Annotated in this window: 8 protein-coding genes; 4 read left to right on the top strand and 4 right to left on the bottom strand. The window is 70.3% G+C overall.

The features are described 5' to 3' along the window. Window positions 1-9: 9 nt before the first annotated feature. Window positions 10-2,388, bottom strand: coding sequence for a SpoIIE family protein phosphatase (locus tag ADK36_RS19875; RefSeq protein ID WP_053198490.1), 2,379 nt, complete (start codon window positions 2,386-2,388; stop codon window positions 10-12). Window positions 2,389-2,581: 193 nt separating this feature from the next. Here ADK36_RS19875 and ADK36_RS19870 point away from each other — a divergent pair, with 193 nt between their 5' ends. Together ADK36_RS19870 and ADK36_RS19865 are read left to right on the top strand one after the other, a co-directional pair. Next, on the top strand, window positions 2,582-5,689 hold the full coding sequence (locus tag ADK36_RS19870; RefSeq protein ID WP_053198488.1) for a glycoside hydrolase family 2 TIM barrel-domain containing protein: 3,108 nt from the start codon (window positions 2,582-2,584) through the stop codon (window positions 5,687-5,689). 231 nt (window positions 5,690-5,920) lie between these two features. Next, window positions 5,921-8,164, top strand: coding sequence for a glycoside hydrolase family 9 protein (locus ADK36_RS19865; RefSeq protein ID WP_053198486.1), 2,244 nt, complete (start codon window positions 5,921-5,923; stop codon window positions 8,162-8,164). A 66-nt stretch (window positions 8,165-8,230) separates the two neighbouring features. Here ADK36_RS19865 and ADK36_RS19860 read toward each other — a convergent pair whose 3' ends face one another. From ADK36_RS19860 to sigJ, 3 genes are all read right to left on the bottom strand, one after another. Beyond that, on the bottom strand, window positions 8,231-9,010 hold the full coding sequence (locus ADK36_RS19860; RefSeq protein WP_048578998.1) for a hypothetical protein: 780 nt from the start codon (window positions 9,008-9,010) through the stop codon (window positions 8,231-8,233). 154 nt (window positions 9,011-9,164) lie between these two features. Then, window positions 9,165-10,649: a cytochrome b gene (locus tag ADK36_RS19855; RefSeq protein ID WP_048578997.1), complete on the bottom strand. Its 1,485-nt coding sequence runs from the start codon at window positions 10,647-10,649 to the stop codon at window positions 9,165-9,167. Then, window positions 10,646-11,572, bottom strand: a complete 927-nt coding sequence (gene sigJ / locus ADK36_RS19850) for an RNA polymerase sigma factor SigJ (RefSeq protein ID WP_053198484.1) — start codon at window positions 11,570-11,572, stop codon at window positions 10,646-10,648. Before sigJ ends, ADK36_RS19855 begins: the two co-directional genes overlap by 4 nt. Before the next feature lie 232 nt (window positions 11,573-11,804). Here sigJ and ADK36_RS19845 point away from each other — a divergent pair, with 232 nt between their 5' ends. Next, window positions 11,805-12,050, top strand: a complete 246-nt coding sequence (locus ADK36_RS19845) for a hypothetical protein (RefSeq protein WP_048578995.1) — start codon at window positions 11,805-11,807, stop codon at window positions 12,048-12,050. Window positions 12,051-12,053: 3 nt separating this feature from the next. Then, window positions 12,054-12,431 (top strand): hypothetical protein, encoded by a 378-nt coding sequence (locus ADK36_RS19840; RefSeq protein ID WP_030046047.1) that lies wholly within the window; start codon window positions 12,054-12,056, stop codon window positions 12,429-12,431. Window positions 12,432-12,964 lie beyond the last annotated feature (533 nt).

The raw sequence follows: 12,964 nt of genomic DNA, 5'->3' as shown, positions 1-12,964 counted from the left end.
GCCGCGTACTCACTCCTCGTCGAGGAGCCCGATCTCCGCCCAGATCGTCTTGCCGTCCGCCGTGTGCCGGCTGCCCCAGCGCTGGGTCAGCTGAGCGACCAGCAGCAGTCCGCGGCCACCCTCGTCGAAGGTCTTGGCGCGGCGCAGGTGCGGTGCCGTGTGGCTGGTGTCGGACACCTCGCAGATCAGCGTCGCCGTGTCATGGATCAGCCGGAGCCGGATGGGGTGGATGCCGTAGCGGATGGCGTTGGTGACCAGCTCGCTGACCACCAGCTCGGCGGTGAACGACGCCTCGGTCAGACTCCATACGCCGAGCTGCTCCAGGACCTGTTTGCGGATGGGCGCGACGAGCGCGGGGTCCGCCGGGATGTCCCAGGTCGCCACCCGGGAGGACGGCAGCCCCTGGGTGCGGGCCAGCAGCAGGGCCACGTCGTCCGCGGCGCCGGACGGCGGGAGCAGGGCGTGCAGGACGCGGTCGCACGTCTCGTCCAGCGAGTCGGAGAACGCCGACAGCGCGTCGCACAGCAGCGCGTGGCTGGCGTCGACGTCCCGCTCGCGGGTCTCGACCAGTCCGTCGGTGTAGAGGGCGAGCACCGTGCCCTCGCGCAGCTCGACCTCGGCCGACTCGAAGGGCAGCCCGCCCAGGCCCAGTGGCGGTCCGGCCGGCAGCTCGATCTCCCGCGGGGCGCCGCCGGGCGGCACCATGACGGGCGAGGGGTGTCCGGCCCGGGCCATCGTGCAGCGCCGGGAGACCGGGTCGTACACCGCGTACAGACAGGTGGCGCCGACCTCCCCCGAGACGCCGTCGGTGCCCGCCTCCTCGGACAGCCTGACGACCAGGTCGTCGAGGTGGGTGAGCAGTTCGTCGGGCGCGAGGTCGATGTCGGCCAGGGTGCGCACGGCGGTGCGCAGCCGACCCATGGTGGCCGAGGCCTGGATGCCGTGCCCGACGACGTCCCCGACGACCATCGCCACCCGCATCCCGGACAGCGGGATCACGTCGAACCAGTCACCGCCCACATCGGAGCGCGCCGCCGGGAGATAGCGCGAGGCCGCTTCGAGCGCGGCGGTGCGCGGCAGGGACCGGGGCAGCAGGCTGCGCTGGAGGGCGAGGGCGGTCTCGCGTTCGCGGGAGTAGCGGCGGGCGTTGTCGATACAGACGGCGGCGCGGGCCGTGATCTCCTCGGCCAGCAGCACGTCGTCGGGCGTGAACGGCTCGGGGTTCTCGAACCGGGTGAGTACGGCGACGCCGAGGGTGGTGCCGCGGGCCTGGATCGGCACCGACATGGTGGTGTGGATGCCGTACTCCTGGATCCGCTCGGCCCGTGCCGGATCCCAGGAGAGCCACTGCGCGAGGTCGCCGGTCGCGGTCGACGCGACGAGGGTGTGGCCGGCCAGCAGCGCGTCCGCCTGCGGCGAGGGGGTGGGATACACATCGACATGTCCCGGCTTGACCACGGCTTCGGGGCTGCCGGTGTTGACCGACCGGTGGGCGGTCTGGCGCAGGCCGAACGGGGCGGTGAGCCGGCCGGTGAGTGCCTCGCCGTCGTGCTCCAGGGGGTCCAGCAGGTCGACGCTGACGAAGTCGGCGAGCGCGGGGACACAGATGTCCGCCAGCTCCTGTGCCGTCCGTGTGACATCGAGGGTGGTGCCGATGCGGACGCTCGCCTCGTTCACCAGTTGCAGCCGCTCCTGGGCGAGGTACTGCTCGGTGAAGTCGTGCGCGGCGACGGACACGCCGCGCACCCGCCCCCTGGCGTCGGTGATCGGGGCCAGGCGGGCCAGCCAGGCGTGCGTTCTGTCGCCGCCGACCGGAACGTAGGTCCGTACGTCGGTGCCGCGGCCCGTGGTGAGCACGCGCAGCAGGTGCCGTTCGATGTCGACGCTCTGCCGTCTGCCGGTCAGCTCCGATGCCCGTAGACCCCGCACATGCTCCTCGGACAGCTGGAGGACCTCCGCCATGACCGGGTTGATCCTGTGCAGTCGAAGCCGCTCGTCGTAGATCGCGATGGCGCAGGGCGACGCGAGGAGCCCGACGCTGTCCAGCGGATCGTCGGGCAGCCGTGGGCCGTCCCCCTCCAGCGGTGTGACCACGAGCCAGTGGTGGGGCCCTGCGCCCTGGGGCCGCAGACGGTGGGCGAGCAGCCATACGGAGACCGTGCCCCCGTCGCGGCGGCGCAGCGTGAGGATGCCGTGCCAGCGGTCGCCCCGCGGGGCGGGGCGTCCCTCCTCGTCGGCCAGCAGATCCACGGCCGGGCGCCCCACGACCTCGGCGGCCCGGTGGCCCAGCAGCCGCTCGGCGCCGGCGTTCCACTCGACGAGTTCGCCGCTGTCGTCGATGACCGCCCGGGCCGTCGCGGCCTCGTCGAACGGATACTCCGGGCTCATGCTCGCCACTCCAACGCGCACACTCACGGTGATCAAGCGTGACACTCGGGCTCCAGCCTAGTGCTTCGGCGACCCATCCGTACCGGAACTCTCGGGCGCACTCTTGACTGCTCCGCATCCCTCACCGTCAGAATCTGTTTGTTCACGATCAGTTGTGAGTACTTCTGGGCCCTGATGAGGGAGAGCCGGCGCCATGACAGTCACTCGAAGATCGTTACTGCTCGCCTCCACGGCCGCCCCGGCGGCCGGAGCACTGCTGAGTACCTCGACGGCACGGGCCGCGGAGGTCGCCGGGGCGGCCGATGCCGCGTCCGGCCGCCGCACGGTCGCGTTGCGCGACGGCTGGCGCTTCGCCCTGGTGAACCCGGGGGGCATCACCGACCCGACCGGGCAGTACGCCGATGCCGCCGACCCCGGCCACGACGACTCCGGATGGCGCGAGGTCGCGGTGCCGCACGACTGGAGCATCGAGTTCGCCCCGACCACCGAGCACGGCACCACCAGCGGCACCGGCTTCTTCCCCGGCGGCCTCGGCTGGTACCGCCTCGCCTTCACCCTGCCGCCCGCCCTCGCGGGCAAGCGCATATCGGTGGAGTTCGACGGCGTCTACATGGACTCCTACGTCTACTGCAACGGCAGGGAGGTCGGCCGCCACCCCTACGGCTACACCGGCTTCGCCCTCGACCTCACCGACCTCGTGCACACCGACGGCAGCACTGAGAACGTGCTCGCGGTCAAGGTGCAGAACCGCCTGCCCAGCAGCCGCTGGTACTCGGGCAGCGGCATCTACCGCGAGGCCCGCCTCGTCGTCACCGAGCCGGTGCACGTTCAGCGCTGGGGTACGTACGTCACGACGCCGGAGATCACCGAGGAGCGGGGCGTCGTCCGGGTCCGGACCTCGGTGGTGAACACCTCCGGCGGCGGCACGGACGTCGAGGTCGTCTCGCGGATCGTCGGTCCCGACGGCCGCACGGTCGCCCGTACGTCCTCCACGGTCCCCGTCACCGACCGGGCCACCGAGACCCATGAACTCACGGTCCCGAGGCCCAGGTTGTGGGACTTCGAGACCCCGCACCACCGCTACACCCTGAAGACCGAACTGCGCGTCGGCGGCCGGACCACCGACACCTACCGCACCGCCTTCGGCTTCCGCACCTTCCGCTTCGACCCGGACGACGGCTTCCACCTCAACGGCACCTACAGCAAGATCAAGGGCGTCGACCTCCACCACGACCTGGGTGCCCTCGGCGCCGCCGTCAGCATCGACGCGATCCGGCGGCAGATGGCCATCATGAAGTCGATGGGCGTCAACGCCTTCCGCACCTCCCACAACCCGCCCTCGCCGGAGATGATCCAGGTCTGCGAGGAGATGGGCATCGTGATGCTGGTGGAGGCGTTCGACTGCTGGCGTTCGCCCAAGACGCGGTACGACTACGGGCGCTTCTTCGACGAGTGGGCCGACAAGGACATCACCGAGATGGTGCTGGCGGCCCGCAACTCGCCCGCCGTCCTCGTGTGGTCGATCGGCAACGAGGTCTCCGAGTTCACCTCGACCTCCGGACTCGCCATGGCCGACCGGCTCATCGCCGCCGTCAAGGCCTCCGACGACACCCGCCCGGTCGTCATCGGCTCCCACCGCCACCGCAGCGTGCCCGCCCCGGGCTCGCCCGGCGACCTGATCCTGGCCAAACTCGACGGCCTCGGCCTCAACTACAACACCGCCAAGTCGGTGGACGCCCTGCACGCCCGCTATCCCCACCTGTTCCTCTTCGAGTCCGAGTCGTCCTCCGAGACGTCCACCCGCGGCGCCTACCAGGAGCCCGAGCGCCTCAACACCGGCGAGAACCACACCCCGGGCAAGCGCGCGACCTCGTCGTACGACAACAACCTCGCCTCCTGGACCATGAGCGGCGAGTACGGGCACAAGAAGGACCGGGACCGGAAGTGGTTCGCCGGGCAGTTCCTGTGGTCCGGCATCGACTACATCGGCGAGCCCACCCCGTACGACGTCTTCCCGGTGAAGGCGTCCTTCTTCGGCGCGGTCGACACGGCCGGCTTCCCGAAGGACATGTACCACCTGTTCCGGAGCCAGTGGGTCGGCGAGCCGATGGTCCATCTGCTGCCGATGACCTGGAACCACCGGGAGGGCGACACGGTCGAGGTGTGGGCGTACTCCAACGTCGACACCGTCGAGCTGTTCCTCAACGGAAGGTCCCTCGGCACCCGGACCTTCGACACCAAGAAGACCGTCGACGGCCGGGCCTACCTGGAGACGACCGAGGCGACCGGCGACGACAAGACCTTCACCGACGGCCCCTACCCCGGCAGCTACACCAGCCCGAACGGCAGCGCGGGCAAGCTTCATCTGACCTGGAAAGTGCCGTACCGGGCAGGTGAGTTGAAGGCGGTGGCCCGCAGGGGCGGCAAGGCGGTCGCCACCGACGTACTGCGCACGGCCGGTGCGCCGAGGGCCGTACGGCTGAGCGCCGACCGCGAGTCCCTTGCCGCCGACGGCCGTTCACTGGTCTTCGTGACCGCCGAGGTCGTCGACGCCCGGGGTGTGGTGGTGCCCGACGCCGAGGACCTGATCACCTTCGAGGTGACGGGCGGCTCGCTCGCCGGGCTCGACAACGGACGGGAGGAGAGCGCCGAGCGCTACCAGGCCAGTACGCGTACGGCCTTCTGCGGCAAGGCACTGGCGATCGTACGGTCCGGTACGAAGGCGGGTGCCCTGAAGGTGACCGCACGGGCCGAGGGCCTGCGGAGGGGCAGCGTGACCGTGCGGACGTCTCCCGCCCGTTCGGCAGCGCTCACCCCGGCCGCGGAGTTCGAGCCGGACCACCCGGCGCCGACCAACTACCCCTATGCGGACGCCAGTTACTCCGGCCGCCCCGACACCCTCCCCGCCGCCATGCTCGACGGCGACCCGGCCACCGGCTGGTCGAACGGCTTCCTCAAGTCGGCCACGGCCCTGCTGCCGGCCTTCGACGGGGCCAGGGTGGAGGACTGGGTCTGCGTGGACTTCGGGCGGGCGCGGACCATCGACCGGGCGGAGGTCTCCTTCACCGTGGACGCCACGCACACGCTGCCCGCGTCGGTCGTGGCCGAGGTGTGGGACGGCCGACGGTACGTGCCGGTAGAGGGCGCGTCCGTGGGCTGGGCCACCGCCTCCGACGCGCCGACCATCATCACCTTCGACGCGGTACGAGGCTCCCGGCTGCGACTGACCCTGACCAGTGCCCACCCGGGGGAGCCCCGAGGGGCGATACGCATCAGCAAGCTGGAGGCACCGGCCACCTGAGCCACGTCACGGTCCGGACGCCGGGTCCGGCCGCGCCCTCGAAGGGGCGCGGGGCTGTTTCGATATTGCGCTACCGCCGCGTGGGCGCGACCAGCCACAACGGCGCCGCAGCCGAACACGACCGTCCGGACCGTTGACGTAGTGTCATGTCGCCAACAACCATGGCTGCGTCCGCCTCTGGGAGCGCTCCCACCCCGAGCGTAACCCGCCCCTCCCCCGAGGAGCCCAGACGTGAAACGACGCAGAACCACCTTGCTGACCCTGACGGCCCTGCTGGCCGCGGGCCTCACCGCGCTCCCGGCCACACCGGCCGGCGCCGAAGAAGTCGAGCAGCTGAAGAACGGCACCTTCGACACCACCACCGACCCGTGGTGGGCGAGCAGCAACGTCACCGCGGGCCTGTCCGGCGGGCAGCTCTGTGCCGACGTGCCCGGCGGCACCACCAACCGCTGGGACGCCGCCGTCGGCCAGAACGACATCGCCCTGGTGAAGGGGGAGTCGTACCGGTTCTCCTTCACCGCGGACGGCACGCCCGAAGGGCACGTCGTGCGGGCGATCGTCGGACTGTCGGCGGCGCCGTACGACACCTACTTCGAGGTGACGCCGGAACTGAGCGTCTCCGGGAACTCGTACGCGTACACCTTCACCTCGCCCGTCGACACCCCGCAGGGGCAGGTCGCCTTCCAGCTCGGCGGCAGCGCGGACGCGTGGCGCTTCTGCATGGACGACGTCTCGCTGCTGGGCGGGGTCCCGCCCGAGGTGTACGAGCCCGACACCGGGCCGCGGGTGCGTGTGAACCAGGTCGCCTATCTGCCCGCCGGGCCGAAGAACGCCACCCTGGTCACCGACGCCACCGAGAAGCTGCCCTGGCAGCTGAAGGACGCCTCCGGCGCCGTGGTCGCCCACGGCCGGACCGTGCCGCGCGGCACCGACGCGTCCTCCGCGCAGAACGTCCACGCCATCGACTTCGGCGCCTACCGCAAGCAGGGCAAGGACTTCACGCTGGTCGCCGACGGGGAGGCGAGCCGCCCCTTCGACATCGGGACGGCCGCCTATGAGCGGCTGCGCCTGGACGCCGTGAAGTACTACTACACACAGCGCAGCGGCATCGCGATCCGCGACGACCTGCGCCCGGGCTACGCCCGCCCCGCCGGACATGTCGACGTCGCGCCCAACCAGGGTGACGGCGACGTGCCGTGTCAGCCCGGCGTGTGCGACTACACCCTCGATGTGACGGGCGGCTGGTACGACGCCGGCGACCACGGCAAGTACGTCGTCAACGGCGGCATCTCGGTGTGGGAACTGCTGAGCACGTACGAGCGTGAGACGCTCGCCCGCACCGGGGAACCGAGGAAGCTGGGCGACGGCACCCTCGCCATCCCGGAGAGCGGCAACAAGGTGCCGGACATCCTGGACGAGGTCCGCTGGGAGCTGGAGTTCCTGCTGAAGATGCAGGTGCCGGCGGGGCAGCCGCTGGCCGGCATGGCGCACCACAAGATCCACGACGAGCAGTGGACGGGCTTGCCGCTGCTGCCCAGCGACGACCCGCAGAAGCGCGAACTGCACCCTCCGTCCACCGCGGCGACCCTGAACCTGGCGGCGACGGCCGCGCAGGCGGCACGCCTGTACAAGCCGTACGACAAGGGATTCGCGGCGAAGACGCTGGCGGCCGCCCGCACGGCGTGGTCGGCGGCGCTCGCGCACCCCGACCGCTACGCCTCCGAGAGCGACGGCATCGGCGGCGGCACCTACGCCGACAACAACGTCACCGACGAGTTCTACTGGGCGGCGGCCGAGCTGTATCTCAGCACAGGTGAGAAGGAGTTCGCGGACCACGTCCTCAACTCGCCCGTCCACACGGCCGACATCTTCGGCGCCCTCGGCTACGACTGGGCCAGGACGGCGGCCGCCGCCCGGCTCGACCTGGCGACCGTGCCGAGCGGGCTGCCCGGCCGGGACAAGGTGCGCCAGTCCGTGATCAAGGGCGCGGACCGCTACCTGGCAACCCTGAAGTCACAGCCGTACGGGATGCCGTACGCCCCCGAGGGCAACCTCTACGACTGGGGTTCCAACCACCAGATCCTGCACAACGCCGTCGTCATCGCCACCGCGTACGACATCTCGGGTGCCTCGAAGTACCGTGACGGCGCGTTGCAGAGCATGGACTACCTCCTCGGGCGCAACGCGCTGAACATCTCGTACGTGACCGGCTACGGAGAGGTCAACTCCCGTAACCAGCATGCCCGTTGGTACGCCCACCAGCTCGACCCGAGCCAGCCCAACCCGCCGGTCGGCACGCTCGCCGGCGGGCCGAACTCGAGCATTCAGGATCCCTACGCACAGAGCAAACTCCAGGGCTGCGTCGGTCAGTTCTGCTACATCGACGACATCCAGTCCTGGTCGACCAACGAACACACGGTCAACTGGAACTCCGCGCTGACCCGGATGGCCTCCTTCGTGGCAGGCCAGGGATAGGCAGACCCTGACGAGCCCGTCGGCGCGGAGAGCGGTGGCGGGCTCGTCGGCGGTGGCCGGCCGCGGCTACCGGGTGATGTTCTTCACCGGGAGCACCTTGCTCGCGCCCGCAACGTAGTAGTCCTTGGGGGCCGAGAAGAGCACGAACTCGTGGTCGTACGCCCGGATCCTGGTGTTGATGGTGAAGTTGCCGTCGGCGTCCGTGGTGGTCTGCGCGTTGTACTCGCTCTCGAAGTACTGCCGCAGGTAGACCCGGGTCCCGGCGACCGGGCCGTGCCCGGCGGGCCAGGTGACCTTGCCGGTGACGGTGAGGCCGGCGCCGGGGTGCACGACGACCCTGCTGACCCGGTAGGACAGGGAGCTCGCGACCGGCTCGACGCTCACGGCGGTGTCCGCGAAGGCCATCTGGCCGTCGGTGGGGTCCGTGTCGTACATGGCGCGGAACTGCACCTCGTGGCGGGGGGAGAGGTAGGGGCTGGGCCGGTCGTCCCAGCGGTCCGCCGGGACGTCGTCGAGCGTGAACCGTCCCTCGGCGTCGGTGCGGACGGTGCCCAGGCTGCGGGTCTCCCATTCGGTCGGGTCGATGGGGTCGCCCCAGGGGTTCCAGGTGTCGAACAGGACGGACTGTTCGAGCTGGACCGGGGTGTCCGCGGCGGGCGTTCCGTCCGGCCGGGTCAGCGTCCCGGCCAGGTCGACCGTCCGGTCGGCGAAGTCGGTGGTGGCGGTGGAGCTGGTGAGGGTCATGGTGTAGTCGCGGTCCGCCGCGTGGGCGGACGGTGCGACCAGCGCGCCGGTGAGCAGGGTGAGGACGGCGACGGCGGTCGGTCGAGCGGCCAGTGAGCGCATGCGCACGTGAACTCCGTTGGTGAAGAGGTCCGTTGTCGTGCCGGGACCGCGTGGTGGTGGTCCGGCATGGGTGTGACACCCGGGACATCACCGGAGGTTGTAGGGCATGTCAGGAATACACGGCCCGTGTACCCGGTGTTCGGTGACAGGCCACCTACTGGTCACTCCGCGGTTCGTGCTCCACGAGTCGGCCCGGCCGCTCGTGAGCGGTCAGGGTGTGCAGCGCGGCCTGGTCCAGCGGCTGGTGCACCTCGACGTACTCGCCGTGCGGAAGCCGTTTGATCAGACCGGTCTCCCGGCCGTGCAACACCCGCTCCCTGTCCTGGAGCTGGAGTCCGAGGCAGACGCGGCGGGTGACGTCGAACACGATCAGCGGGACGACGAGCGCCGCGACGCGGATCGCCCAGGTCACCGTGTTGATCGACAGATGGAGCCTGGTCGCCACGATGTCGTTGCCGCCGCCCGCCAGGAGGATCAGATAGAGGCTGATCCAGGCCGCGCCGATCCCCGTGCGGACGGGGCGGTTGCGGGGGCGGTCGAGGAGGTGGTGCTCGCTCTTGTCGCCCGTGACCCGGGCCTCCAGGAAGGGATACACGCCGATGAAGACCAGCAGCAGCGGGAAGATGACGACCGGGATCAGCACCCCGAGGACCAGCGTGTGGCCCCACAGGGTGATCTCCCAGCCCGGCATGACGCGCACCAGTCCCTCGGCGAAGCCCAGGTACCAGTCGGGCTGGGCGCCCGTGGAGACCTGGTCGGCGCGGTAAGGGCCGTACGACCAGACAGGGTTGATCGAGGCCACCGCCGCCATGAGCGTGAGCGCGCCGAAGACCAGGAAGAAGAAGCCGCCGGCCTTCGCCAGGTAGACCGGCATGAACGGGGCGCCGACGACGTTGCGTTCGGTGCGGCCGGGGCCCGCGAACTGGGTGTGCTTGTGGTAGACGACCAGCAGGACGTGCGCCACGACCAGCGCCGCCATGATGCCGGGAATCACCAGGATGTGCAGGGAGTAGAAGCGGGCCACGATGTCATGGCCCGGGAACTCCCCGCCGAACAGGAACATCGACAGATACGTCCCGACGATCGGCACCGACAGCAGCGCGCCGTTCACGAACCGCAGGCCCGTGCCCGACAGCAGGTCGTCCGGCAGTGAATAGCCGAAGAGACCCTCGAACAGGCCGAGGAACAGCAGGGACCAGCCGAACAGCCAGTTGATCTCCCGAGGCTTGCGGAACGACCCCGTGAAGAAGTGCCGCATCATGTGCGTGAGCATCCCGGCGACGAAGACCAGTGCCGCCCAGTGGTGCAGCTGCCGCATCAGCAGCCCGCCCCGCACGTCGAAGCTGATGTCCAGCGTGGACGCGTACGCCTCGGACATGCGGACGCCGTTGAGGGGGAGGTAACTGCCGTGGTACGTCACCTCGTTCATCGACGGATGGAAGAAGAAGGTGAGGTACACGCCGGTCAGGATCAGGACGACGAAGCTGTACAGGCAGATCTCGCCGAGCAGGAAAGACCAGTGGTCCGGGAAGACCTTGCGCAGGTACTTCCGGCCGAGGGAGTGGATGCCGAGACGCCCGTCGAAGAAGTCCGCGACCCGCTCGCCCCGGCCGGGCCCGGGCAGCTCCCGGGCGCTCACGCCTCCTCCCGGCGCACGTGCGTCAGCTTGTCGGGGTTGCTGACGACATAGACACCGCACACCCGGTCACCGTCCGGCGTGAGATCCAGGACCAGGACGGCGTACGGCTCCCCGCCCTGGAACAGCACCACCGCGTCGTCACCGTTGACCCGCCGGTAGCGCAGCTCCAGCTGGCCCGCACCACCCTTCTTCCCGTACGCCCCGAAGAACCGGAGCGCCTTGTCCCGGCCGTGGACGGGCCGCAGTGCCGCCGGCTTCCGCTTGCCGCCGGCGTCCGTCCACACCGTGACGTCGGGTGCCAGGACCTCCATCAGCGCGGCGATGTCCCCGCCCACCGCGGCCCGCACGAACCGCTCGGTCGCCTCCCGCCGTACCCGCGGATGCGCCTCGTACAGCGGCCGCCGCGCGTGCACGTGCCCCCGCGCGCGATGCGCCAGCTGCCGTACGGCAGCCGGGCTGCGGTCGATGATCTCCGCGATCTCCGGGTGCGCGTACCCGAACACCTCGTGCAGCACGAACACCGCGCGTTCCAGCGGAGACAGCGACTCCAGGACGACCAGCATCGCCAGCGACACGGACTCGGTGCGCAGGGCGGGGTCCTCGGCGCCGTCGCCCTCGTCGACCGCGACCAGCGGCTCCGGCAGCCACGGGCCGACGTACGTCTCCCGTCGGCGGCTGATCGCGGCCCGCCGTGTCAGCGCGTGGTTCACGGCGATCCGCACGAGATACGCCCGCGGGTTGTCGACCCCGTCGAGCGGCGCGCCCGCGTTGTGGGCCGTCCACGACAGCCAGGTCTCCTGGAGGACGTCCTCGGTGTCGGCGACGCTGCCGAGCATGTTGTAGACGACGCCGAACATCAGCTCGCGATGCTCGACGAAGACGCCGGTCGCGTCGTCGGTGACGGGTACGGGGGTGTCGGACATGCGGTGGCCTCCCAGTGCGCGCTCATAACTGCGAGGCCCGCCGAGGGCCGGAATGTGACATCCCTGGGGTGAATGTGACCCACGTCTCGGTGGTGAAGCGCATGTGCGGCAGCGAGCAGCAGCGGGTGGCGGCACGCCGCGCAGGTCGTTCCTTAGCCTCCTGGTACCGACGTACGTCACACTTGACCTGCGCGTATTTACGAGCAAGTACCCGAGCGGTACCGTGAGAGACATGCCAGCTCTCAACGTGGAGTTCAGCGACCGCGAGCTTGAGGACCTGCGGCAGATCGCCAAGGAACGCGGTACGTCGATGAAGGCCCTCGTGCGCGAGGCCGCAGCGGCCGACATAGCGCGACACCGGGCGTTGCAGGAGGGCGCCGAGGCGTTCCGCCGGTTCTTCGCGTCGCATGCCGACGAGTTCGCGGCGGCCTTTCCCGACGACGAACCGTCGGCCAAGGGCGAGGGGCGGGCTGCCTGACCGATGGCACCCGTCATCCATATCGACGTGCCCTGGCTGCTCCAGCGTCACGAAGAAGTCCTGCCGGACCAGCCCACGATCAACGACTTCTCCGCGCTGGTCGCCGCCGTCGCCCGCCATCGCGTGGATCCGCCCCGCCTGGGCGTCGACTCCGACCCGGCCTGGCGGGCCGCCGCCCTGCTGCACACCCTCGCCCTGCTCAAGCCGCTTCCCTCGGCCAACGCCCGGTTCGCCTGCGCGTCCGCGGTGGCCTACATGTTCGTCAGCGACGTCGGCATCGACCCGCCGTACGGCGCCCTCGTCGACCTCGCGCGCGACCTGATCTCCGGCAAGACCGACGTGTACGGCGCGGCCGACCGGCTGCGCTCCTGGCAGATCTGAGCCCTGCCGCCCGGTGGGTCCGGCCACCCCCGTGGCGGTCCCCGTTCCTCCCGCCCCGGGGCCGCCGACCGAGGGCGGGAGGAACGGGGTCGGCGGCCCATGACGCGCGGGAGAGCCGCCGTTCCCGCGCGGGGCCTTCCGAGAGGGCCGGTTCCAGTGGACTACGCGCGCGGACGCGCCGGGGAGCGTGCGTGGTGCTCCGGCGTGTGCGTGAGTTTCACACGGGGTGCAGTGAATGGTGAAAGCTCACGCAGGTGTGGAGAGTTGCCGCGGCATCTGACTTTCTTTCAAAGGTGCGGATGTTGCCCGAGTGTCTTGTTGGCCATCCGTTTGCTGTGCAAGGGTGAACTACCCGTGGGGGGTGGAAAAGGCCGGGGCTCATGCGTTCCGGGGAAACCGGGGCGGATGGGCGTTGGTGAATTCGTGCTCCCCGCGCTGGTGCCGAAGAGGTAGTCGCCCGGTCCTTTTCGGTGATCGGAACTTCTGTGTCTTGCGCGTGGGAAGGAATCCGTTCAGTGCCCACCCCCCACCCC

Origin of the sequence: Streptomyces viridochromogenes, assembly GCF_001270495.1 — a bacterium.
Lineage (GTDB): Bacteria > Actinomycetota > Actinomycetes > Streptomycetales > Streptomycetaceae > Streptomyces > Streptomyces viridochromogenes_A.
This window is presented reverse-complemented; position numbering and strand designations above follow the sequence as displayed.

Bases quoted from the DNA above. Each gene is read 5' to 3' on its own strand.
- ADK36_RS19875 (WP_053198490.1), bottom strand. From the start codon at position 2,388: ATGAGCCCGGAGTATCCGTTCGACGAGGCCGCGACGGCCCGGGCGGTC.
- ADK36_RS19840 (WP_030046047.1), top strand. From the start codon at position 12,054: ATGGCACCCGTCATCCATATCGACGTGCCCTGGCTGCTCCAGCGTCAC.
- sigJ (WP_053198484.1), bottom strand. From the start codon at position 11,572: ATGTCCGACACCCCCGTACCCGTCACCGACGACGCGACCGGCGTCTTC.
- ADK36_RS19870 (WP_053198488.1), top strand. From the start codon at position 2,582: ATGACAGTCACTCGAAGATCGTTACTGCTCGCCTCCACGGCCGCCCCG.
- ADK36_RS19860 (WP_048578998.1), bottom strand. From the start codon at position 9,010: ATGCGCTCACTGGCCGCTCGACCGACCGCCGTCGCCGTCCTCACCCTG.
- ADK36_RS19845 (WP_048578995.1), top strand. From the start codon at position 11,805: ATGCCAGCTCTCAACGTGGAGTTCAGCGACCGCGAGCTTGAGGACCTG.